The sequence below is a fragment of the Mannheimia massilioguelmaensis genome (genome assembly GCF_000940515.1).
In the GTDB taxonomy this organism is placed as follows: domain Bacteria; phylum Pseudomonadota; class Gammaproteobacteria; order Enterobacterales; family Pasteurellaceae; genus Basfia; species Basfia bettyae.
In genome coordinates, this window is sequence record NZ_CDQL01000005.1 from 144,222 (window position 1) to 166,261 (window position 22,040).

Below are 22,040 nucleotides of genomic sequence, written 5' to 3' on the forward strand. Positions count from 1 at the left end.
TTACTGTTTTCGTTTTTGATAATTTTCAATATCAGCTAATAACTGAATAAGCTCAGTTTTTATTTTTTCTTCCAATTCAGCTTCAGCACTTTCACGTTCTAGGTCTAGTTTCATGCGTTCATTTTTTTTCAAATTTTGGCGTGCTTCATGCGTTGGCATCTCTTTGACCACATGATAGAGTTGGTCCATTGCTGGATAAGCTGAAAGCGTTTTTTGTCCTAAAGGGTCTAATAACATTTTTAAACGAATAACCCCTTCCGAGAGATTACAATCATTGGTTTGCATCGCTTTAGCAATGATCATAATACTTTCTTGAATGCGATTGATACGATCTTGCCGTGCTTTTGCAAATAATTTTTTTTGTTTATTTAATTCACTTAGGACATGAATAGTGTAACCGACCATGATCATAATAATGATGATGGCGAGAATAGAAAGAATGTAAGTCCAGCTCATAGGTTATACTTATTTAAATTGATTAATATCTATTTTTTCGAAGGTACGAAGTAAATCATCCTCGTTTTCTTCTTCATCTTCAATGCCTAATTCATCCATTAATTCAGCAATACGATCTAAGCATTCATCTACAAATTTTTGATCTGCCGCACTGATAGATTTACCTGCATCAAGTTCATCTAATAATTGATTTAAGCATTCGTTATTTTCTAATTGTTCTAACTCAAGCATTGGATCGAGTTTTTTGGTTTTTGCTTTTGTTGGTGGAACAGTGACAGGTTCAATAGTTTGACCTTTTTCAGGGTTATTAACAAACTCAACGATTAAAGGCACTTTTTTACGGCTACCTAAACGAGGGTCACGTTTTTCTAAATGTTGAGAGTGATTATTTTGCGTTGAAGTACTATGGCGAGAACCTGAAGATAAACCTTTATGTTTCTTCTTTTTTTTATCTTCACGTGCTTTAGCATCTAATTCATAACGGGTTAATTTTTTACTCGGACGAGTCAAAGCCATCATTGATTCAGGCTTTTTATCTGTTTTACGGGTTGGCATAACATCAACCACGTTACGGCTTTTCTTTTGACGAGACATAGCGTTCCTTACATTCTTAAATATTGAGGGCGAATTGTATCATTTTAGAGCAGCATTCTCACTAATTCTTTATCATTTACCTCGGATAAGGTAGTGAAAATGACTGAATAAGCGTAAAAGTGCGGTTAAAATTTTCTAAAATTAAACCGCACTTTAGAAGGTTAAAAATCGGCAGGGCGCATAAAGGTCATTTGTTCTCCTGTAATCGGGTGTTTAATGGTGAGGCTTTCTGCATGTAAACATAATCGAGGAGACATTGCCCTGGCTTGTGGATGAGAATAAAATTTATCTCCTAAAATTGGGTGACCAAGTGCTAACATATGCAAGCGTAACTGATGAGAACGTCCTGTAATAGGGGTGAGTTTGACTCGAGTTGAATTATTAGGTAAGCGTTCAAGTACTTCATAATGAGTCTCTGCACGTTTGCCTCGTTCAAAGCAGATCATTTGGCGAGGACGGTTTTCCCAGTCACAAATCAGTGGAAGATTCACGCTGCCTTGATTTTGCTCTAAATGTCCCCATACCAACGCTTCATAAAACTTTTTGGTTTCACGTTCACGAAATTGGCGTTTTAATTCACTATCCGCTGTTTTACTCATAGCAAATAACAAAATGCCACTGGTTGCCATATCCAGGCGATGAGCAGGTTCACAGAAGCCGTATTTATCTTTCACACGAGACATTGCACTGTCATAATACTGTGGCTGATTACCAGGTACGGACAGTAAACCGCTGGGTTTATTGACCACTAAAATATGATTATCGTGGTAAACAATATCAAGCCAAGGTTTTGTAGGTGGATGGTATTCAATTAATGCCATAGTAACTCATGTGTTGGTAAATAAGGGGCGTATTATACAGAATTTTTCAAAATCTGACCGCACTTTTTATGGTTGTAAGATGAGAACATCGCAGAAGACTCACGCTCATTTATCAAGTAACTTAACAAAAGTGATTAATCATTTTAGTCAGTAAATCTCGAGTAGGCTCAATAAATTCACTGGAAAGAAATTCATCGGGTTGATGAGCCTGTTCAATTGAGCCTGGTCCTAACACCAAGGTTGGGCAAAGTTCTTGGATAAATGGTGCTTCTGTGCAATAGTTGACGATATCACATTTTTCGCCTAATAATTTTTCGATGACTTGTACGACTTGTGCGGAATGTTCACATTCATAACCTGGAGTCGGTTCATGCAAGGCTTGAATAGATATGCGATCGCCCCATTTTTCAAACAATGGAGCAAGGCGTTCTTGTAGCATTTCATCAAGATCTTCTAAACGCATATGAGGCAATGGACGAATATCAAAATGTAATTCACAGCAGCCACAAATACGATTAACCGCATCACCCCCATGAATAGCGCCTAGATTCATGGTGGGGTAAGGGATTTCAAAACCTGCATGATGGTATTTTTGACGCAGTTCATCACGCATTTTCATAAGATAGCCAGTGGCTTCATGCATAATTTCGATGGCATTAATACCTTTTGCAGGATCACTTGAGTGCCCACTACGCCCCATAACACGTACTGCTTTGCCAATATGACCTTTATGAGCACGTACTGCACGTAATGAAGTTGGCTCACCAATTAAAGCACAATCAGGACGAATATGCGTATGTTTAATAAACATACGTGTGCCTAACATCGTGGTTTCTTCATCTGCGGTGGCTAGAATACGTAATGGTTTAGTGAGTTTAGTTAAATCTATATGACGAATTGCATCAATCACAAAGGCAAAGAAACCTTTCATATCTGCGGTCCCTAAACCATAAAATTTACCCTCTCGTTCAGTGAGCTTAAATGGATTACAGCTCCATAATTCTTCATTGCAAGGCACCGTATCTGTATGACCTGCCAAGAGTAAACCACCTTCTCCCTCACCGTAAGTTGCTAGTAAATTATATTTTGCTCGACTATTTTCCACTGGCAGAATTTCGGTTTTGAACCCAAGTGTATCTAACCAATCTGCTAAAAGTTCAATGAGAATTTTATTTGATTGATCAAATTTTGCTTCGAGAGCGCTAATGCTAGGAATAGCAATGAGTTGTGAATACATATCAATGAATTTAGGCAATTGTTTCATAGAGACTATCCAAAAATAAGTTGATTTATAAATAATTATGCAGAATAATAGCATAAATAATCACATTTAACAGTAAAATAATATTATATGAGATAAATCATACAAGCCAATGTGATGCCTTATTTTTAGAAAAAATGAGTTGAAAGGCAACTTGCATAAAATCAATATTAATCATATTCAACTATTCGTGACTTGAGCAAAAGTTTAATCTCAGCTGCGAAAAATCTGTCAATATTGGCTATAGCGAGAATGATATATTAGGATAAATGATAATATGAAACCATTAGTAATTAAACTGGGTGGTGTGCTATTTGATAGCCCCACGGCGATGGAAAATTTGTTTTCAGTATTAGCGGATTATCAACAAAATTTTGAGCGCCCATTATTGATTGTTCATGGTGGCGGCTGTTTGGTGGATGATTTAATGACGCGTTTACATTTGCCCGTACGAAAGAAAAATGGTTTACGTGTGACGCCAAGCGATCAAATTGATATTATCGTGGCAGTACTAGCTGGAATTGCAAATAAAAAATTAGTGGCTCAAGCAGCAAAATTTAAATTAAATCCAGTGGGATTATCGCTTTGCGATGCGAATTTTACCAAGGCTACCCAGTTTGATCCTGAATTGGGCCATGTTGCAATGGTGGTACCCAAAAATCCAGATTTGTTGAATAATTTATTAGCAGAAGCTTTTTTACCCATTATTAGTTCAATTGCCGTGGACGATAATGGGACATTAATGAATGTTAATGCCGATCAAGCAGCGACAGCAATTGCTGCTTTGATTGATGCGGATTTAGTTATGTTATCTGATGTTGATGGCGTACTTGATGGTGATCATCAATTGATTCCTGAATTAAATTTAACGCAAATTGAACAATTTATTCAGGATAATGTTATTACAGATGGTATGATTGTAAAAGTGAATGCTGCAGGTGATGCGGCTAGAATTTTAAATCATGGTGTGGATATTGCTAATGGAAAATATCCTGAAAAATTAACCGCACTTTTAGCTGGTGAAATTATTGGTACACGTATCAATCCATGATGAATAATGATGGTAGGTTTTAACCTAGCTTGAAAATAGATGAACTAGAAAGGAAGAGATATGGCACTTTGGGGTGGACGTTTTACACAAGCGGCAGATCAACGTTTTAAAGATTTTAATGATTCTCTACGCTTTGATTATCGTTTAGCTGAACAAGATATTGAAGGTTCGGTGGGCTGGTCAAAAGCTTTAGTTAGTGTTGGTGTGCTAACTGTAGATGAGCAACAACAATTAGAAACTGCACTTAAGGAATTGTTGATAGAAGTACGTTCAAATCCACAAGCAATTTTGCAAGATGATGCTGAAGATATTCACAGTTGGGTAGAAAGTAAGCTTATTGATAAAGTGGGTGATTTAGGTAAAAAATTACATACTGGGCGTTCACGTAACGACCAAGTGGCACTCGACATTAAAATGTGGTGCAAAGCACAAGTGACTGAATTGCAGTATGCAGTACGTGAGCTACAAGCAAAATTAGTGGAAACCGCTGAAAATAATCAACATGCAGTCATGCCTGGTTATACCCATTTGCAACGGGCTCAACCCATTAGCTTCGCCCACTGGTGTATGGCTTATGTAGAAATGTTAGAACGTGATTATAGTCGTTTAGCTGATGCTTATAATCGAATGAACGCTTGTCCATTGGGCAGTGGTGCGTTAGCAGGAACAGCTTATCCTGTGGATCGTGAACAATTAGCTCAAGATTTAGGGTTTGCTTTTGCCACTCGTAATAGCTTAGATAGTGTATCAGATCGTGATCATATCATTGAGTTACTCTCAACCGCCTCGCTAAGCATGGTGCATTTATCCCGTTTTGCCGAAGATATGATTATCTTCAATAGCGGTGAGGCGGACTTTGTGGAATTATCCGATCGTGTGACTTCGGGTTCATCATTGATGCCACAAAAGAAAAACCCTGATGCTTGTGAGTTAATTCGTGGTAAAGCTGGACGAGTGATTGGTTCCCTTACTGCGATGATGATTACGCTAAAAGGCTTGCCCCTTGCTTATAACAAAGATATGCAAGAAGACAAAGAAGGCATTTTTGACGCACTTGATACATGGCATGATTGTTTAACCATGGCAGCATTCGTATTGGAAGATATTCACGTAAATGTTGAACGTACTCGTGAAGCAGCGTTAAAAGGCTATTCAAATGCAACAGAACTTGCGGATTACTTAGTGGCAAAAGGCGTACCATTCCGAGATTCTCATCATATTGTGGGAGAAACCGTAGTGTATGCAATTAAAGTACATAAAGGCCTGGAAGACTTGAGTATTGAAGAATTCCGTCAATTCAGTAACGTGGTGAATGAAGATGTGTATGCTATTCTTTCATTACAATCTTGTTTAGATAAACGCAGTGCCAAAGGCGCTGTGTCACCATTACGGGTGGCTGAAGCCATTGCAGAGGCAAAAGCTCGTATTGCAATAAAATAGTCATTTAATATAAAAATGCCCTTCAATAGAAATGTTGAAGGGCGTTTTGATTTTTAAGTTAAAGAAAAGTGCGGTAGGAATTTAAAAAATTTTTTAATATTCAACCGCACTTTTATATCAATAACAAATTAAGGCGTTAACCATTCTTCGACTAATTTATCCGTGATATTTTCATGCGACCACATACTGCCTAATTCAGGTAGTGGATATTTACTGTGGTTATAGCCCACTAAACGGATAAAATCAAAGGCAGCATGAGGATAGCCATTAACTAAAAAGAAGGCTTGATTGCCGTCTTCACTCCAACAGATTTGCACTTGACGAGCTTCATGTAAACTCTCAATCCCACTTACATTATAGATAGAAAGACTATCTACGATAGGTTGTTCTTGTTGAGTATTAATTGCATAAAAATAACCTGTTTCGCCATCGTCTTCAAATACTACAGCGAGATGGTCATGCACAGTCGAGTGTACGCCAAGACGTTTTTGTTGACCAATGATATGTCGATCTTCTAAAACTAAATGTAACATGCTATATCCTTATTTATTTTAATCGAATTGGGTAATCCATGGTTTATTACTATGGTATGCTTGGAAACATAATTCAACTTGTGCAGGGTTATTTTTTTCCTCAGCCATAGGAGGAAGTTCATTTAAGCCAAAATAAGCTGAAGCGATAGTTTCGCTATTGGGCTGAAATTCACCACCAACTAATTTACACATGACAAAAGTTTTGAAAACGGCATAAGCAAAAGGAGGATAATTGCGTTTATGTTGATCATGAATGGCAATAATAAATTGTGGTACTACATCAAGCCCCGCTTCTTCACGCGTTTCTTTTATGGTATTTGAATTAATGCTTTCTAGTACATCACACCAACCACCAGGCAATGACCAAAGCCCATTAGATTCCTGCACTAACAAAATCTTATCATCTTTAAAAATTGCTGCACGAGTATCCACTTTCGGGGTTTGATAGCCCTGCTCATGGCAAAATAATTGTTTCACTTTATCTTTCGGAATTGCCGTTTTATAACTCAACATTTCCGCAGCAATATCACGCAACTGCTCATAACGTTCAATGTCATACACATTTTTACAATAAGCCAACCCATTTTGTGCAATAGCTTGAATTTGTATTGCCCATGTGAGCCAAGGCTCATTGAGTAATTGTTCATTCATATTTGTAATTTCTAGTAGAAAAAAACCGCACTTTTTAAGTGCGGTTCGATTTTAGAAAATTTTAATCAGCAACTATGCTTGACCTTTAATCGCTTTACGACCTAAGAATGGTGCTTTGTCACCTAATGCTTCTTCGATACGAATTAATTGGTTGTATTTCGCAATACGGTCTGAACGGCTCATAGAACCAGTTTTGATTTGACCTGCTGCAGTACCCACTGCTAAATCTGCAATGGTTGCATCTTCAGTTTCGCCTGAGCGATGTGAAATAACTGCGGTGTAACCAGCATCTTTAGCCATTTTGATTGCTGCTAAAGTTTCAGTGAGGGAACCGATTTGGTTGAATTTGATTAAGATTGAGTTTGCGATACCTTTTTCGATACCTTCTTTTAAGATTTTGGTGTTAGTTACGAATAAATCATCGCCCACTAATTGAACTTTGTCACCTAACACTTTAGTTTGGTATGCAAAACCTTCCCAGTCTGATTCGTCTTGACCATCTTCGATAGACACGATTGGGTATTCTTTGCATAAACCTTCAAGGTAGTGAGTGAATTCTTGAGAAGTGAATGATTTACCTTCACCTTTCATTTCGTATAAACCGTTGTCTTTGTTATAGAATTCAGAAGATGCACAGTCCATTGCTAAAGTTACATCTTTACCTAACACATAACCAGCTTTTTCAACCGCTTCTTTAATACAAGCAAGGGCTGCTGCATTTGATTCTAAGTTAGGTGCAAAACCACCTTCATCACCAACAGCTGTGCTTAAGCCTTTAGATTTTAATACTTTAGCAAGGTTGTGGAATACTTCTGCACCAATACGTAATGCTTCACGTAAAGTTTTTGCGCCAACTGGTTGGATCATGAATTCTTGAATATCAACGTTGTTATCAGCATGTTCACCACCGTTGATGATATTCATCATTGGTAATGGCATTGAGTATTGACCTGGAGTACCGTTTAATTCAGCAATGTGAGCGTAAAGTGGTAAGCCTTTTGATGCAGCTGCCGCTTTCGCATTTGCTAAAGATACAGCTAAGATCGCATTTGCACCAAATTTAGATTTATTGTCTGTACCATCTAGATCAATCATAATTTGATCGATTTCAGCTTGGTTAGTTGCATCTTTACCAACTACAGCTTGAGCGATTGGACCATTTACGGCATCAACGGCTTTTAATACACCTTTACCTAAAAAACGTGATTTATCGCCATCACGTAATTCTAATGCTTCACGTGATCCTGTTGATGCGCCAGATGGAGCGGCTGCAAGGCCTACGAAGCCACCTTCTAAATGAACTTCAGCTTCAACAGTTGGGTTACCACGTGAGTCAATAATTTCACGGCCAATGACTTTAACGATTTTTGCCATTTTTGTTTTCCTTCTATAGTTAATCTAAAATAGGTATATGATTTAGATATAGTATCTATATTTATGTAGTTTGTCTTGCAAAACTTAATGATCTTTTGATCAAATCACTACTTTTTTTGATTTTCCTTTGCTGCTTTCACAAACCCTGCAAACAATGGGTGGCCATCGCGTGGGGTTGAGGTAAATTCTGGGTGGAATTGGCAAGCAACAAACCAAGGATGGTTAGGTACTTCAATAATTTCCACTAATTTACGATCTGCAGATAAACCTGTGACTTTTAATCCCGCTTTTTCAATTTGAGGAAGCAATTTATTGTTTACTTCATAGCGGTGGCGGTGACGTTCTTCAATGGTTTCTTTGCCATAAAGTTGACGAGCTAATGAGCCTTCTACTAAATGGCATTGTTGAGCACCTAAACGCATGGTGCCACCTAAATCTGAATTGTCAGAACGTTTTTCAACATTTCCTTCTGCATCTTGCCATTCAGTAATTAAACCAACTACAGGCTGTGGACAAGCTTTATCAAATTCTGAAGAGTTTGCTTGAGTTAAACCAGCTACATTACGTGCATATTCAATCAAGGCAGTTTGCATACCTAAGCAAATACCTAAATATGGAATTTTATTTTCACGAGCATATTGTGCCGTTAAAATTTTACCTTCTACACCACGGTAGCCAAAACCACCTGGAACTAGAATACCATCTAATCCTTTTAAGACTTCCACACCTTTGGTTTCTACATCTTGAGAATCTACATATTTAATATGAACACTTAAACGATTTGTTAATCCTGCATGTTTTAAGGCTTCATTAACAGATTTATAAGCATCTGGTAATTCAATATATTTACCCACCATACCGATGGTCACATCGCCTGTTGGATTACTTTCACGGTAAAGCACTTGTTCCCATTCAGAAAGATCTGCTTCTTGGCAAGATAAATGGAAGCGTTGACAAATAAAGTCATCTAAACCTTGTGATTTCAGTAATGCAGGAATTTGATAGATTGAGTTGACATCTTTTAATGAAATCACCGCTTTTTCTGGCACATTACAGAATAAAGCAATTTTTGCCCGCTCATTTGGTGGGATCATGCGATCTGAACGACATATCAATACATCTGGTTGAATACCGATAGAAAGTAATTCTTTGACAGAATGTTGAGTTGGTTTAGTTTTGACTTCTCCAGCAGTTGGAATATAAGGCACCAGCGTTAAATGCATAAATAAAGTATTTTCACGCCCTACTTGTACGGCTAACTGGCGAAGCGCTTCTAAAAACGGTAATGATTCGATATCGCCTACAGTCCCCCCCACTTCAATAATTGCAACATCATGGCCTGCCGCACCATCAATAACACGTGCTTTAATTTCATTGGTAATATGTGGAATGACTTGGATTGTTGCACCGAGGTAATCACCACGACGTTCTTTACGTAATACTTCAGAATAGATTTTACCTGTTGTGAAGTTATTACGTTTAGTCATTTTTGTTCGAATAAAACGTTCATAATGACCCAAATCTAAGTCTGTTTCAGCACCATCTTGAGTCACAAAAACTTCCCCATGTTGGGTTGGACTCATTGTGCCTGGATCAACATTGATATAGGGATCAAGTTTCATCATTGTCACGTTTAAGCCACGTGCTTCCAAAATTGCAGCTAAAGAGGCAGCTGCAATACCTTTACCGAGCGAAGAAACTACACCGCCTGTTACGAAAATATAATTTGTAGCCATAATGAAACCTAAATTTATCTAGTGGAATGAATATATAAAAAATTATAGCCAATCATCTTTAATACAATAAATATCTATCCATATTATTGAGATAACTGGATTACTGTATATTGCTTTACTTGAGTAGAATGAAATTATTTTAAAGATGATTAGCTATTCAAGACGGGAATATAGTATATAGCAAACAGCCTATTAACTCAATCATTAGATAGCAAAAGTGCGGTGGATTTTTCCAAAATTTGACCGCACCTTTGCATAAAGGTTAATTTAAGTCGTAAGGTAAAGGTTGTCTTTCTAGTATAGAATGGTCGGTGGTTAATCTGAATTGTTGACCTTCTTCTAATGGGTGATTTAATACCACTTGTAGCCATAAAATTTCTGCAGAATGTACCGCACTTAGAATTGTACCAGTTGCTCGCCAGCCAGAGGCTAATTGCATTTCAATTTCGCTACCAATTTCAGGCTGAAATTCAGTTTGTGCAGTGAAAATATGCATTGCACGTTTATTGGCACCACGATATTTCGCCCGTGCAATGGTTTCTTGCCCAATATAACAGCCTTTTTGGAAAGAAATTGCATGTTCTAAACATTGAAGATTTACTGCTTGTGGAATGAATTCACTTTGGGTTTTAGCCGACAAAATAGGCATGCCTTGTTGAATTTCAAATAGATCCCAATCTGCGACAGTGCCATTAAATTCAAGATTATCCTTTGGATTAATCAACAGTTCTGCATTAGCCAATTTGACTTTAAAATTTGCTGAAATTTCACCGCAGTTTTCACCGATTATACCGACGATTTGAACATTTAATGGCGCAAAGCTGACTTTTGAGAAAACCGCATATTTTTTTAGTTGATCGAATGCAAAGGGCAAAAGCTCAGTTCTGAACAGTAAATAGAATTGCTGTTCAGCTGTCCGCATTAAACGGAATATGGAGGTCATTTTACCTTTTGCATCACAATGCGCAGTGATTGTGGAATCACCCACCGCTAATTTAGTTACATCGGTGGTTAATTGCCCTTGCAGGAATTTTTCTGCATCTAGACCAGTGGCTTCAATTAGCGTAAATTGGGTTAAATTGATTAAGGTTGTCATGGATTTGCCTTACTCTAAATTTTGGATTTGTTCACGCATTTGTTCAATTAATACTTTCAATTCTACAGCGGAAGCAGTGATGTCTACATTAATCGATTTGGATGCAAGCGTATTAGACTCACGGTTAAGTTCTTGCATCATAAAGTCTAATTTACGCCCTACAGCCCCGCCTTTTTTCAAAATAGAAGAAGTTTCTTTTACATGCATTTGTAAGCGATCGAGTTCTTCAGCGACATCTACCCGTTGTGCTAATAATACCATTTCTTGTTCCAAACGAGATGGATCAGGTTGTATTTGAATTTCTTCGAAACGTTGTAGAATACGCTCACGTTGCCATTGCAAAATTTCTGGCATTTGTGCCCGCACTTTATTTGCTTCCGCAGAAATGCTATCTAAACGTTGTTGAATAACCACTTGTAATTTCTCACCTTCACGGCCTCGCATAGCAATAAATTCTTTGAGTAATTCATCAAAAGCAACTAATAAATCTTGACTGATAGCATCTAAATCTTGTTCGGGCGTTTCCACTACACCAGGGTAGCGTAATACATCATTTAAACAGATTTCACCTTCACCCGCTTGTTGTTTGATCCATTTTAAAGACTGGATAACTTGCTCTGCTAATTCTTTATTTAGATTCAATTCAGCGGTGGTTTGTTTTTTAGTCTCAATGCGTAAACTACATTCGATTTTACCTCGAGTTAGATTTTGACGAAGTTTTTCACGTAGGCTATTTTCTAAACCACGGAATTGTTCAGGTAAACGAAAAAAGTTTTCTAAATAGCGTTGGTTCACTGAACGAATTTCCCAAACTGCATCTCCCCAATCTTTTTTAATTTCGTGGCGTGCAAAGGCGGTCATACTGTAAATCATATTGCTTTCCTCATATTTGATATCAATTTACTGAGGTTATTGTACTGATAAATGAGACAGAAAAAAACCATGTAGTTTGCGTGGGAACTGAATAAACAAGTGCAGAACTTGCTATTGAATGTTAAAATATAAGCTGTTTGAAATTAGAGAAAAAGAGAAGGAATTCCTTATGCGTCCAAATGAACGAGCCAATAATCAACCCCGTCCAATTAAAATTACTCGTAATTATACAAAACATGCTGAAGGTTCAGTATTAGTCGAATTTGGTGATACTAAAGTGATTTGTACTGCCACAGTAGAAGATACTGTACCACGTTTTTTAAAAGGGCAAGGACAAGGCTGGGTAACTGCAGAATATGGAATGTTACCTCGTTCAACTCACAGCCGTATGCAACGTGAAGCAGCTAAAGGGAAACAAGGCGGACGCACAATGGAAATTCAACGTTTAATTGCTCGTTCATTACGTGCAATGGTGGATTTAGTTGCATTAGGGGAACGTTCGATTACTTTAGATTGTGATGTCATTCAAGCAGATGGTGGTACACGTACAGCCTCAATTACAGGTGCTTGTGTGGCATTAACCGATGCCATTAATCATTTAGTGGAAAATGGTACATTAAAAAATAATCCACTTAAGGGATTAGTGGCCGCTATTTCAGTGGGGATCGTGGATGGAACGCCTGTATGTGATTTGGAATATATTGAAGATTCTGCTGCTGAAACGGATATGAATGTGGTGATGATGGAAGATGGACGTATGATCGAAGTGCAAGGAACTGCAGAGGGAGAACCATTTTCACATGAAGAATTACTTAAATTATTAGCGTTGGCAAAACAAGGTTGTAATATTATTTTTGAAGCACAACGTCATGCATTAGTTGAATAGTGTTGAGGCTCGTTAGTTAATAACGAGCCTTTCTTTTAACTCAACTAAGCTAATGAATATCACATAGGTTATTGTATGCAAGATTATAAAATTGAATTTATTAAATTTGCTTTGAGTCGTAATGTATTACGCTTTGGAGAATTTAAACTAAAATCAGGTCGTATCAGCCCTTATTTCTTCAATGCGGGACTATTTAACACAGGCTATGATTTGGCTCGCTTAGGTGAATTTTATGCGTCTGCGATCCAAAATAGTGGTTTGAATTATGATGTCATTTTTGGCCCCGCTTATAAAGGTATCCCAATTGGCACAACCATTGCTATCGCACTTTATAATAAGTTTGGTTTAGACAAACCTGTTTGTTTTAACCGCAAAGAAGCTAAAGATCATGGCGAAGGCGGTAATTTAATTGGTTCGCCATTAGAAGGCAAAGTATTATTGGTAGATGATGTTATTACTGCTGGAACGGCAATTCGTGAAGCGATGGATATTATTTCTGTTAATAATGCGGAATTAAGTGCGGTGGTTATTGCGTTAAATCGTAAAGAACGAGGTAAAGGTGAATTATCAGCGATTCAAGAAGTCGAACGTGATTATCAATGTGAAGTGCTTTCTATTATTGATTTAGATGATCTTATGCAATTTATCGAACAGGATAGCCAATATCGTCAGTATTTACCTACCATGAAAGCTTATCGTGAGCAATATGGCATCGGTTAATCTGATTATGTATCCATAAAAAGAATAAAGTGCGGTTAAAATTTCCAAAATTTCTACCGCACTTTTTCTATGAATTCAGTGAATTAATATTCCCATTCATCAGGGTTAATGCCCATTTCACGCATAATCACTTTGGCATCTTCGGGAATTTCGTCATGACGATCTTTTAGAAGATCTTCATCTGTTGGGAGTGGTTGCCCTGTAAATGCATGTAAAAAGGCTTCACAAAGTAATTCACTATTCGTGGCATGACGTAAATTCTTAATTTGACGACGGGTACGCTCATTAGTCAAAATTTCTAAAACTTTAATCGGAATAGATACCGTAATTTTTTTTACTTGTTCACTTTTTTTACCATGTTCTGCATAAGGGCTGATATATTTGCCGTCCCAATTTGCCATACAATATCCTAATCCTATGAATAACCTTAAGTTCGTCAGGTATTTTAATAAAAAATCAATAAAATCTCAATCTAGCCGTTAAGACGGCTACAATAAATCGCTGAAATATTAGCAAGTCCAATAATATTTTGGTTTAAATCAGTTAAGTAAAGACTGCTTTACATAGTTTTACACAACTTTCCAATGACTTTCATTGACTAAAATCAGGTGAGGCTTACAATAGCCTACCTTGCTAAGGCAAGTTTTAGCTATATTTCTTATTAATAATAGAGGTTTATATAATGAAAAAGCTTTTTGCTGAAATTTTTGGTACATTTTGGTTAGTGTTTGGCGGTTGTGGTAGTGCAGTATTAGCTGCTGCATTTCCTGAATTAGGCATCGGCTTTGCAGGTGTTGCTTTAGCATTTGGTTTAACTGTGTTAACCATGGCTTATGCTGTAGGACATATTTCTGGCGGTCATTTTAACCCAGCAGTTACTCTAGGTTTAGTTGCGGGCGGACGTTTTCAAGCTAAAGATGCTTTAGGTTACATCATCGCCCAAGTCGTAGGTGGTATCTTAGGTGCTGCAGCACTTTATGCTATCGCTTCTGGTAAAGCTGGTTTTGATGCCGTAGCGAGCGGTTTCGCATCAAATGGTTTTGGTGAACATTCACCAAACGGTTATTCATTTGCCGCTGTTGTGATTGCTGAAATTGTATTAACAGCATTTTTCTTAATTATTATCCATGGTGCAACAGATAAAAAAGCACCAGCCGGTTTTGCACCAATCGCCATTGGTTTAGCTTTAACCTTAATTCATTTAATTAGCATTCCTGTTTCTAATACTTCTGTTAATCCAGCTCGTAGTACTGCTGTGGCTATCTTCCAAGGTGGATGGGCATTAGAACAATTATGGATTTTCTGGGTAGCGCCAATTGTTGGTGGAATCCTCGGTGGATTAATTTATCGTGGTTTACTTGAATCTAAAGACTAATTTTTAGAAAAACATTTAAAAAACAGAAGGGCGAATATGATATCCGCCCTTTTTTTTTCAGCAAAATTTATGAAAAATAGACCGCACTTTTTATATGTTAACCAGTGGGATAATAGGCTAAATTGCAGTATAATAAACAGTATTTATTTAACCATTTCACAGATATACAATTATGAGCTCAAAATTTAATGTAAAAACCTTCCAAGGTATGATTCTTGCCCTTCAAGATTACTGGGCACAACAAGGTTGCACGATTGTTCAACCATTTGATATGGAAGTGGGAGCAGGGACATCTCATCCTATGACCGCATTACGTGCATTAGGTCCTGAACCAATGGCGTTTGCCTATGTACAACCATCACGTCGCCCAACCGACGGTCGTTACGGCGAGAATCCTAACCGCTTACAACATTATTATCAATTCCAAGTTGTCATTAAGCCTTCACCAGATAATATTCAAGAACTTTATTTAGGATCATTAAAAATGTTAGGTTTTGATCCAACCCAACATGATATCCGTTTCGTGGAAGATAACTGGGAAAACCCAACGCTAGGTGCTTGGGGCTTAGGCTGGGAAGTGTGGTTAAACGGCATGGAAGTCACACAGTTCACTTATTTCCAACAAGTAGGTGGCTTGGAATGTAAACCTGTGACAGGTGAAGTTACTTATGGCTTAGAGCGTTTAGCAATGTATATTCAAGGCGTAGATTCTGTTTATGATTTAGTTTATTCAGATGGTCCTTTAGGCAAAACAACTTATGGCGATGTATTCCATCAAAATGAGGTAGAACAATCCACTTATAACTTTGAATATGCGGATGTAGATTTCCTATTCCAATGCTTTGAACAATATGAAAAAGAAGCCAAAGCCTTGCTAGAACTGGAAAAACCGCTGCCGCTACCAGCCTATGAGCGTATCTTGAAAGCAGCACACAGTTTCAATATGCTAGATGCTCGCAAAGCAATTTCGGTCACCGAACGCCAACGCTACATCTTACGCATTCGTGCATTAACCAAAGGCGTAGCGGAAGCCTATTATGCCAGCCGTGAAGCGTTAGGGTTCCCTAGTTGTAAGAAATAATGAAACCTGTTTTATATTTCGCCCACTGGTGCCCTGACACTGAACCATTTGTGGCAGAACTTGATCGCCTCGGCATTGATTACGAGGCGATAGACATCACAAAGAGCGGTGCAAATTTCAAACCTTTTTTGCGATTGCGTGACCACCACCCAGCCTTCAACCACGCCAAAGCCAACGGCTACATCGGCATCCCTGCGTTGGTGATGGGAGAAAAAGTGGTGCTGGATTTGGCGGAGTTGGAAGGGATTTTCAGCTAACAAGCGGTCGGATTTTAGGAAAATTTTGTAAGGTAGCTTATGAGTTCACAAAACCTAATTCCAACAGATAATTCTGCTGAATTTATCGGCGAAATCTCGCAGTTGATTTATTCGTCTAAACAGCGAATGGCTGTGGCGGTTAATGCGGAGCTGACTTTGCTTTATTGGCATATTGGCAAGCGGATTAATGACTATTTGCTACAAGGCGAACGAGCAAAATATGGCGAAGATATTATTCCACAACTTTCCACGAGTTTGACCGAACAATTTGGAAAAGGTTGGAGCAAAAGAAATCTTGGCTATATGATGCAATTTGCTAATACTTTTACCGATATTGAGATTTTGCAATCACTGATTGCAAAATTGAGTTGGACGCATTTTACAAAATTGATTGCGATTGATGATCCCATCAAACGCGAGTTCTACGCCACAATGGCAGCCCAAGAAAGATGGTCAGTACGAACCCTTGATGACCGTATTGGCTCACTGCTGTTTGAACGCACGGCAATTTCCAAAAAGCCTGATGAAACCATTATTGCAGAGCTTGGCTTGTTGTGTGAAAAAGGCGAATATAATCAGTCAATAGTGTTGAAAGATCCTTATATTTTGGATTTTCTGGATCTGAATGACCGCTATATGGAAAAGGATTTGGAAGATGCGATTTTGCGAGAAATTGAACAATTTTTGCTGGAACTCGGAGCTGGATTTACCTTTATTGCTCGCCAAAAACGGATTCAGATTGATAACGATGATTTTTATATTGATCTGCTGTTTTATAATCGCAAACTCAAACGCCTGATTGCGATTGAGCTGAAAACCGAAAGTTTCAAACATTCGCACAAAAGCCAAATGGAGCTGTATTTAGCGTGGCTGGCGAAATATGAGCAAGAAATTGATGAAAACCCACCGCTTGGGATTATTCTCTGTACCAGCAAAAAAACAGGAACAAGTAGAATTACTGGATTTGAAAAACAGCGATATTCATATCGCCGAATATATGACCGTCTTGCCGAGTAAAGAAATATTGGAACAACGGTTGCATTTGGCGGTAGAAAGAGCGAAAAAACGGTTTTTAGTGAAGTAACAAGCGGTCGGATTTCTTAGGCATTTTGCAAATGAAACCCTATGTAAAATTGCTAAAACCTAATTCACAGAAATTGCGGACAACGCAAACAGAGGCGTAAAAACGGCTTTGTTATCGAATTCGGGGCGATCAGCTTGGGGTCAGATTTTATCGGCAAAAGCCGTTGCTGACTTACATTATGGATTTCTACTGCCCGAAAGCGAAGTTAGTGATTGAACTAGACGGTGGGCAACATTACGAGCCTGAACATCAGGCGAATGATAAAATTCGTGATGCGGAATTGGGGGCATTAGGTTTAACGGTGCTGCGGTTTGATAACTACCGTGTGATGACGGAGATTGAGAGCGTGATTGAGGAAATTTGGCAGAAATGAAAACGGAGTGAGAGAATTATTCAGGAGAAAACATATGAAAAAATTATGGTCTGTAATCTTAGTTTTTTGCTTTTTTATCACAAGCTGTTCAACAAAACCTCTTTCTACTGAAGGAGAAATTACGCACGCAAAATTTACGGATTATTCCGCTATAGTAAAAATAGATAATAAAACCTATGAGCTACGAGCTGGCAAACAAGCAATGCAACAATTTAAAGAGTTTTATCATGATTATTATCCGAAAGTTGCAAAACAAGCTCTAACTTTAAATATATTAACGAATAGACAAACAGATTTTACATATTCGTTCTTTATTGAAAATAATAAATTAGATAAAGACACAAAGCTAAAACTTGAAAACTTATATCAAGCCAAACCTTATCAGGATAAATATATAATGATAAGTTTCACTGCGAATGCTGAACCTTATTACTATGGCAATGAATTGGAAACTATAGCAGTTGATAAATATAAACTGGGAAATGCTATTCCTATTTTGATTACAGAAACCACCCCATTTGAAGAAACAGGCGGAGGGCAAACATTGTTATTGCTAACCAGCCCTATTTGGCTTCCGTTTATGCTTTTATTTGGATTAAAAGTTTAAAAATTTTATTAAAGAGAAAAAACGAAAATGACAACACAAAACTTCCTTGCCGAGATCGGCACAGAAGAGCTGCCGCCGAAGGCACTCAAAAAATTAGCGACCGCGTTTGCGGAGAATGTTGAGCAAGAGCTGAGCCAAGCTGGGCTTTCTTTTGAGAAAGTACAATGGTTTGCGGCTCCTCGTCGTTTAGCAGTGAAAGTTTTAGCCTTAGAAACAGCGCAACCGAGTAAAGAGATTGAAAAGCGTGGGCCTGCGGTGTCGGCGGCGTTTGATGCCGAAGGCAAGCCAACCAAAGCGGCTGAAGGTTGGGTTCGAGGATGTGGCATTACCGTAGATCAAGCTGAGCGTTTAACCACAGATAAAGGCGAGTGGCTAGTGCATCGGGCGGTTATTGAAGGTCAACCAACTAAAAATTTATTAGTAGGTATCATCAGTAATGCATTAGCAAAATTACCTATTCCAAAAACCATGCGTTGGGGGGATAAAACAGAACAATTTGTGCGCCCTGTCCATACGGTAACTTTATTATTAGGTAGTGAATTAATTGAAGGCGAAATTTTAGGTATTAAAATTGCGACAACAATTCGTGGTCATCGCTTCTTGGGGCAACCTGAATTGCAAATTACTCATGCCGATGAGTATCCACAAATTTTAAAAGATAAAGGTTCTGTGATTGCTGATTTCAACGAGCGTAAAGCAATGATTCTTGCTGATTCTCAAGCAAAAGCAACGGCGTTAGGTGGTGTTGCAGATATTGAAGAGGACTTACTGGAAGAAGTGACTTCTTTGGTAGAATTTCCAAATGTCTTAACCGCCAAATTTGAAGAGCGTTTCTTGGCTGTGCCTGCGGAAGCCTTGGTTTATACGATGAAAGGTGACCAAAAATATTTCCCAATTTATGATAAAAATGGGAAATTATTACCGCACTTTATTTTTGTCTCTAACATAAATCCAGAAGATCCAACGCCAATTATCGAAGGTAATGAAAAAGTGGTTCGTCCTCGTTTATCGGATGCAGAATTCTTCTTTAATACAGATAAAAAGCAACGTTTAGAAGATTTATTGCCACGTTTAGAAACCGTATTGTTCCAGCAACAACTTGGCACGTTACGTGACAAAACTGACCGTATTCAAGCATTAGCAGGCGAAATCGCGACTCAAATTGGGGCAGATAAAGCGAAAGCACAACGTGCAGGGTTATTATCAAAATGTGATTTAATGACCAATATGGTGTTTGAATTTACCGACACGCAAGGCGTGATGGGAATGCACTACGCCCGCCACGATGGTGAAGACGAAGAAGTTGCTGTGGCGTTGAATGAACAATATATGCCACGTTTTGCAGGCGATAATTTGCCGAACTCATTGGTGGCGTGTTCTGTGGCGTTAGCGGATAAATTTGATACGCTAACCGGGATTTTTGGTATCGGGCAAGCACCGAAAGGCAGTGCCGACCCGTTTGCACTGCGTCGAGCAGCGTTAGGGGCATTACGGATTATTGTAGAGAAAAACTTATCACTTGATCTGACGGAAATTGTGACAAAAGCGACCGCACTTTTCGGCGACAAACTCACCAACAAAAATGTGGTGGAAGACGTGGTGGACTTTATGCTCGGACGCTTCCGTGCGTGGTATGAAAGCGAAGGCATTGCGGTGGATGTGATCCAATCCGTACTGGCTCGTCGCCCAACTAAACCAGCAGACTTTGATGCTCGTGTGCGTGCAGTAGCTCACTTCCGTACATTAGATGCGGCAGAAGCGTTGGCGGCAGCGAACAAACGTGTAAGCAATATCTTAGCCAAAGCAGAGGGTAATATTGGTGAAATTAAACTAAATGCTTGTGTTGAGCCAGCTGAAAAAGCCTTAGCAGAAGCAGTAATTGCATTACAAACCAAAGTTCAGCCATTAATTGCTAAAGGTGAATATACGGAAGTGTTAGATAAGCTTGCCAGCTTACGCCAGCCTGTGGATAATTTCTTTGATAATGTAATGGTGAATGCAGAAGATCCTGCATTACGCCAAAATCGCTTGGCAATTTTAAATACATTACAACGGTTATTCTTACAAGTAGCAGATATTTCGTTATTACAATAAGATTCAACAAATCATAAAAAGGCTTGGATAATAGTCTAACTTTAGGCGTTAGATAATAATCACCAAGCCTTTTTTATGTTCACAATAAATTATTTAAACCAACTTTCTCCATTCACTGATTTATTAGAATAGAAATTTTGAAAACCATTGGCAACTCGGTAAATATACCAAGCAAAGACTATCCAAAAGATAAGGGCAAAAAATGTTATCAAAGTGCCAATAAATGACACAATAAAGGTTTTGATTAAATAATTACAATGACTTTTATATTGCGATGTTAATTCATCACGTTTCATAAAGGCTAATACAACACCAATGATCGCTAAAGGATGAAATACCACCGCAAAGATAAATAATCCATAAATGATATACATGTAAGTGCGGTCTTTATCTTGACCTAATTTATTCAATTCTTGTTCAATATGTTCGTTCATCGTCTTTCCTGTTATTTACTCACTATAATGTCTTCACTGGAAGGCCAAGAGGTTACGACTGCTTTCACTAATGTAGCTAGTGGAATAGCAAAAAACACACCCCAAAATCCCCATAATCCGCCAAAAATCAGCACAGATACAATAATTGTGAGTGGATGCAAATTCACTGCCTCTGAGAATAAGAATGGCACTAATAAATTACCATCTAATAATTGACTCACAACAAATACGATCATTAATGTCCAGAAAGTAGAATGGTCACCAAATTGGAAAAAAGCAACTAATGCGACTGGAATGGTGACGATAACGGCTCCAACATAAGGAACTAAGACAGAAAAACCAACAGCCACAGCTAGTAACAATGGATATCTTAATCCGAAGAATAAAAAGATGATGTAAGTCACAACGGCAACAATTGCAATTTCTAATAATTTACCACGAATATAGTTAGCAATTTGTTGTTGCATTTCAACCCAAACTTTTGAAGCAAGAGTGCGATTTTTCGGTAAATATTGACTAATAGATGCTAGTAATGCGGTTTTGTCCTTTAACATAAAGAACATCATCAAGGGGACTAAAAAGACGTAAATTCCCAAACTAACTAAGTTAATAATAGAAGAAATAGAAAATTTTACAGCGGATTCGCCAAAGGCAACTGTCTTGTCACGTATGGTGTTGAATAAGCTGTTGATCATTTGATAATCCACTAATTCTGGATAATGTTCTGGTAATGATATTAGCCACTGATGAAGCTTGTTCATCATATTCGGCAAGTCACTAAATAAATTTGCTGTTTGGTTTAGTAAGGTTGGCACTAGACCAAAGAACATAAGCAGAGTTAGACTGATAAAACTGCCTAGAACTAAAATAATGACTAATGAACGAGGTAATTTTAATTTATTTGACAGAAAGCGAATTGGAATTTCTAATAAATAAGCCAACACGACTGCAATTAGCAAAGGGGCAATTAAATCGCTAAAGAAATAAATAGCAATAAAGCCAAATAATAAAATTGCAGCCAGTCCCATGGCTTGGGGATCGCTAAAACGGCGAATATACCAAGTTTTTAGCATCTCAATCATAACTTTTCCTCATTCTTCATTACGCTTAAATGGATTATAAAATAAAACTTACTAGATTGATAAGATTTGTTGAAAGTTTCAATCAAATAACCCATAAGCTTGTTCTATAAAATGTTTAATTATATTATTCTTACATAGATTGATTAATTTCATATGAGGAA

At 37.9% G+C, this 22,040-nt stretch carries 23 protein-coding genes and 1 pseudogene; 11 read left to right on the forward strand and 13 right to left on the reverse strand.

The features are described from left to right. The 4 genes from BN1226_RS03815 to argE all read right to left on the reverse strand — a co-directional run bounded on the left by BN1226_RS03815 (window position 1) and on the right by argE (window position 3,135). On the reverse strand, window positions 1-456 hold the full coding sequence (locus BN1226_RS03815) for a DUF2489 domain-containing protein (protein WP_044470069.1): 456 nt from the start codon (window positions 454-456) through the stop codon (window positions 1-3). 9 nt (window positions 457-465) lie between these two features. Then, window positions 466-1,050: a Der GTPase-activating protein YihI gene (gene yihI / locus BN1226_RS03820; RefSeq protein ID WP_044470070.1), complete on the reverse strand. Its 585-nt coding sequence runs from the start codon at window positions 1,048-1,050 to the stop codon at window positions 466-468. A gap of 161 nt (window positions 1,051-1,211) precedes the next feature. Further along, entirely contained in the window at window positions 1,212-1,871 is a 660-nt protein-coding gene (gene rluA, locus BN1226_RS03825; protein ID WP_044470071.1) for a bifunctional tRNA pseudouridine(32) synthase/23S rRNA pseudouridine(746) synthase RluA, read from the reverse strand. A 121-nt stretch (window positions 1,872-1,992) separates the two neighbouring features. Beyond that, window positions 1,993-3,135 carry an acetylornithine deacetylase gene (gene argE, locus BN1226_RS03830; protein WP_044470072.1) on the reverse strand — a complete coding sequence of 381 codons (1,143 nt, stop codon included), beginning with the start codon at window positions 3,133-3,135 and terminating at the stop codon, window positions 1,993-1,995. 274 nt (window positions 3,136-3,409) lie between these two features. On the opposite strand from argE, the gene argB reads away from it, so the two are divergent. Both argB and argH read left to right on the forward strand, forming a co-directional pair. After that, window positions 3,410-4,183: an acetylglutamate kinase gene (gene argB / locus BN1226_RS03835; RefSeq protein WP_044470073.1), complete on the forward strand. Its 774-nt coding sequence runs from the start codon at window positions 3,410-3,412 to the stop codon at window positions 4,181-4,183. 60 nt (window positions 4,184-4,243) lie between these two features. Then, on the forward strand, window positions 4,244-5,623 hold the full coding sequence (gene argH, locus BN1226_RS03840) for an argininosuccinate lyase (protein WP_044470074.1): 1,380 nt from the start codon (window positions 4,244-4,246) through the stop codon (window positions 5,621-5,623). A gap of 128 nt (window positions 5,624-5,751) precedes the next feature. Here the strand turns inward: argH and BN1226_RS03845 are convergent, their stop codons facing one another. From BN1226_RS03845 to BN1226_RS03870, 6 genes are all read right to left on the reverse strand, one after another. Next, window positions 5,752-6,156 (reverse strand): DUF2251 domain-containing protein, encoded by a 405-nt coding sequence (locus BN1226_RS03845; RefSeq protein ID WP_044470075.1) that lies wholly within the window; start codon window positions 6,154-6,156, stop codon window positions 5,752-5,754. Window positions 6,157-6,174: 18 nt separating this feature from the next. Next, complete coding sequence (locus BN1226_RS03850) at window positions 6,175-6,807, reverse strand: NUDIX hydrolase N-terminal domain-containing protein (protein WP_044470076.1); 633 nt, start codon at window positions 6,805-6,807, stop codon at window positions 6,175-6,177. 72 nt (window positions 6,808-6,879) lie between these two features. Then, window positions 6,880-8,181 carry a phosphopyruvate hydratase gene (gene eno / locus BN1226_RS03855; protein WP_005761692.1) on the reverse strand — a complete coding sequence of 434 codons (1,302 nt, stop codon included), beginning with the start codon at window positions 8,179-8,181 and terminating at the stop codon, window positions 6,880-6,882. A 107-nt stretch (window positions 8,182-8,288) separates the two neighbouring features. Beyond that, window positions 8,289-9,917, reverse strand: coding sequence for a glutamine hydrolyzing CTP synthase (pyrG, locus tag BN1226_RS03860; RefSeq protein ID WP_044470077.1), 1,629 nt, complete (start codon window positions 9,915-9,917; stop codon window positions 8,289-8,291). A gap of 262 nt (window positions 9,918-10,179) precedes the next feature. After that, window positions 10,180-11,013: a CAF17-like 4Fe-4S cluster assembly/insertion protein YgfZ gene (ygfZ, locus tag BN1226_RS03865; RefSeq protein WP_044470078.1), complete on the reverse strand. Its 834-nt coding sequence runs from the start codon at window positions 11,011-11,013 to the stop codon at window positions 10,180-10,182. Between the two features lie 9 nt (window positions 11,014-11,022). Beyond that, window positions 11,023-11,886, reverse strand: a complete 864-nt coding sequence (locus BN1226_RS03870; RefSeq protein WP_044470079.1) for a YicC/YloC family endoribonuclease — start codon at window positions 11,884-11,886, stop codon at window positions 11,023-11,025. Between the two features lie 169 nt (window positions 11,887-12,055). Between BN1226_RS03870 and rph the strand changes: the two genes are divergently transcribed. Together rph and pyrE are read left to right on the forward strand one after the other, a co-directional pair. Beyond that, entirely contained in the window at window positions 12,056-12,772 is a 717-nt protein-coding gene (gene rph / locus BN1226_RS03875) for a ribonuclease PH (protein ID WP_005761756.1), read from the forward strand. Between the two features lie 75 nt (window positions 12,773-12,847). Next, window positions 12,848-13,492: an orotate phosphoribosyltransferase gene (pyrE, locus tag BN1226_RS03880; RefSeq protein WP_044470080.1), complete on the forward strand. Its 645-nt coding sequence runs from the start codon at window positions 12,848-12,850 to the stop codon at window positions 13,490-13,492. A gap of 83 nt (window positions 13,493-13,575) precedes the next feature. Here pyrE and metJ read toward each other — a convergent pair whose 3' ends face one another. Next, window positions 13,576-13,893, reverse strand: coding sequence for a met regulon transcriptional regulator MetJ (metJ, locus tag BN1226_RS03885; RefSeq protein WP_005761702.1), 318 nt, complete (start codon window positions 13,891-13,893; stop codon window positions 13,576-13,578). Window positions 13,894-14,174: 281 nt separating this feature from the next. Between metJ and aqpZ the strand changes: the two genes are divergently transcribed. The 7 genes and pseudogenes from aqpZ (at window position 14,175) to glyS (ending at window position 20,363) form a co-directional block, all read left to right on the forward strand. Next, window positions 14,175-14,867: an aquaporin Z gene (aqpZ, locus tag BN1226_RS03890; RefSeq protein WP_077064986.1), complete on the forward strand. Its 693-nt coding sequence runs from the start codon at window positions 14,175-14,177 to the stop codon at window positions 14,865-14,867. Window positions 14,868-15,039: 172 nt separating this feature from the next. Next, complete coding sequence (glyQ, locus tag BN1226_RS03895; RefSeq protein ID WP_044470082.1) at window positions 15,040-15,948, forward strand: glycine--tRNA ligase subunit alpha; 909 nt, start codon at window positions 15,040-15,042, stop codon at window positions 15,946-15,948. Next, window positions 15,948-16,205 carry a hypothetical protein gene (locus BN1226_RS03900; RefSeq protein ID WP_204204315.1) on the forward strand — a complete coding sequence of 86 codons (258 nt, stop codon included), beginning with the start codon at window positions 15,948-15,950 and terminating at the stop codon, window positions 16,203-16,205. The genes glyQ and BN1226_RS03900 overlap by 1 nt, the downstream gene beginning before the upstream one ends. Before the next feature lie 39 nt (window positions 16,206-16,244). Then, complete coding sequence (locus BN1226_RS03905; protein ID WP_476738555.1) at window positions 16,245-17,222, forward strand: PDDEXK nuclease domain-containing protein; 978 nt, start codon at window positions 16,245-16,247, stop codon at window positions 17,220-17,222. A 98-nt stretch (window positions 17,223-17,320) separates the two neighbouring features. Continuing rightward, a pseudogene (locus BN1226_RS03910) lies at window positions 17,321-17,662 on the forward strand (endonuclease domain-containing protein). 34 nt (window positions 17,663-17,696) lie between these two features. After that, a complete protein-coding gene (locus BN1226_RS03915; protein WP_044470084.1) occupies window positions 17,697-18,269 on the forward strand; it encodes a hypothetical protein in 573 nt (190 codons plus the stop codon). A 27-nt stretch (window positions 18,270-18,296) separates the two neighbouring features. After that, window positions 18,297-20,363, forward strand: a complete 2,067-nt coding sequence (gene glyS, locus BN1226_RS03920) for a glycine--tRNA ligase subunit beta (protein ID WP_044470085.1) — start codon at window positions 18,297-18,299, stop codon at window positions 20,361-20,363. An 89-nt stretch (window positions 20,364-20,452) separates the two neighbouring features. Here the strand turns inward: glyS and BN1226_RS03925 are convergent, their stop codons facing one another. Together BN1226_RS03925 and BN1226_RS03930 are read right to left on the reverse strand one after the other, a co-directional pair. Beyond that, window positions 20,453-20,797 (reverse strand): DUF4870 family protein, encoded by a 345-nt coding sequence (locus BN1226_RS03925; protein WP_052506680.1) that lies wholly within the window; start codon window positions 20,795-20,797, stop codon window positions 20,453-20,455. An 11-nt stretch (window positions 20,798-20,808) separates the two neighbouring features. Next, window positions 20,809-21,879 carry an AI-2E family transporter gene (locus tag BN1226_RS03930; RefSeq protein ID WP_005761881.1) on the reverse strand — a complete coding sequence of 357 codons (1,071 nt, stop codon included), beginning with the start codon at window positions 21,877-21,879 and terminating at the stop codon, window positions 20,809-20,811. Between the last annotated feature and the right edge of the window lie 161 nt (window positions 21,880-22,040).

Excerpts from the sequence above, each read along its gene's own strand:
- BN1226_RS03815 (WP_044470069.1), bottom strand. The coding sequence starts at position 456 with ATGAGCTGGACTTACATTCTTTCTATTCTCGCCATCATCATTATTATG.
- yihI (WP_044470070.1), bottom strand. The coding sequence starts at position 1,050 with ATGTCTCGTCAAAAGAAAAGCCGTAACGTGGTTGATGTTATGCCAACC.
- rluA (WP_044470071.1), bottom strand. The coding sequence starts at position 1,871 with ATGGCATTAATTGAATACCATCCACCTACAAAACCTTGGCTTGATATT.
- argE (WP_044470072.1), bottom strand. The coding sequence starts at position 3,135 with ATGAAACAATTGCCTAAATTCATTGATATGTATTCACAACTCATTGCT.
- argB (WP_044470073.1), top strand. The coding sequence starts at position 3,410 with ATGAAACCATTAGTAATTAAACTGGGTGGTGTGCTATTTGATAGCCCC.
- argH (WP_044470074.1), top strand. The coding sequence starts at position 4,244 with ATGGCACTTTGGGGTGGACGTTTTACACAAGCGGCAGATCAACGTTTT.
- BN1226_RS03845 (WP_044470075.1), bottom strand. The coding sequence starts at position 6,156 with ATGTTACATTTAGTTTTAGAAGATCGACATATCATTGGTCAACAAAAA.
- BN1226_RS03850 (WP_044470076.1), bottom strand. The coding sequence starts at position 6,807 with ATGAATGAACAATTACTCAATGAGCCTTGGCTCACATGGGCAATACAA.
- eno (WP_005761692.1), bottom strand. The coding sequence starts at position 8,181 with ATGGCAAAAATCGTTAAAGTCATTGGCCGTGAAATTATTGACTCACGT.
- pyrG (WP_044470077.1), bottom strand. The coding sequence starts at position 9,917 with ATGGCTACAAATTATATTTTCGTAACAGGCGGTGTAGTTTCTTCGCTC.
- ygfZ (WP_044470078.1), bottom strand. The coding sequence starts at position 11,013 with ATGACAACCTTAATCAATTTAACCCAATTTACGCTAATTGAAGCCACT.
- BN1226_RS03870 (WP_044470079.1), bottom strand. The coding sequence starts at position 11,886 with ATGATTTACAGTATGACCGCCTTTGCACGCCACGAAATTAAAAAAGAT.
- rph (WP_005761756.1), top strand. The coding sequence starts at position 12,056 with ATGCGTCCAAATGAACGAGCCAATAATCAACCCCGTCCAATTAAAATT.
- pyrE (WP_044470080.1), top strand. The coding sequence starts at position 12,848 with ATGCAAGATTATAAAATTGAATTTATTAAATTTGCTTTGAGTCGTAAT.
- metJ (WP_005761702.1), bottom strand. The coding sequence starts at position 13,893 with ATGGCAAATTGGGACGGCAAATATATCAGCCCTTATGCAGAACATGGT.
- aqpZ (WP_077064986.1), top strand. The coding sequence starts at position 14,175 with ATGAAAAAGCTTTTTGCTGAAATTTTTGGTACATTTTGGTTAGTGTTT.
- glyQ (WP_044470082.1), top strand. The coding sequence starts at position 15,040 with ATGAGCTCAAAATTTAATGTAAAAACCTTCCAAGGTATGATTCTTGCC.
- BN1226_RS03900 (WP_204204315.1), top strand. The coding sequence starts at position 15,948 with ATGAAACCTGTTTTATATTTCGCCCACTGGTGCCCTGACACTGAACCA.
- BN1226_RS03905 (WP_476738555.1), top strand. The coding sequence starts at position 16,245 with ATGAGTTCACAAAACCTAATTCCAACAGATAATTCTGCTGAATTTATC.
- BN1226_RS03915 (WP_044470084.1), top strand. The coding sequence starts at position 17,697 with ATGAAAAAATTATGGTCTGTAATCTTAGTTTTTTGCTTTTTTATCACA.
- glyS (WP_044470085.1), top strand. The coding sequence starts at position 18,297 with ATGACAACACAAAACTTCCTTGCCGAGATCGGCACAGAAGAGCTGCCG.
- BN1226_RS03925 (WP_052506680.1), bottom strand. The coding sequence starts at position 20,797 with ATGAACGAACATATTGAACAAGAATTGAATAAATTAGGTCAAGATAAA.
- BN1226_RS03930 (WP_005761881.1), bottom strand. The coding sequence starts at position 21,879 with ATGATTGAGATGCTAAAAACTTGGTATATTCGCCGTTTTAGCGATCCC.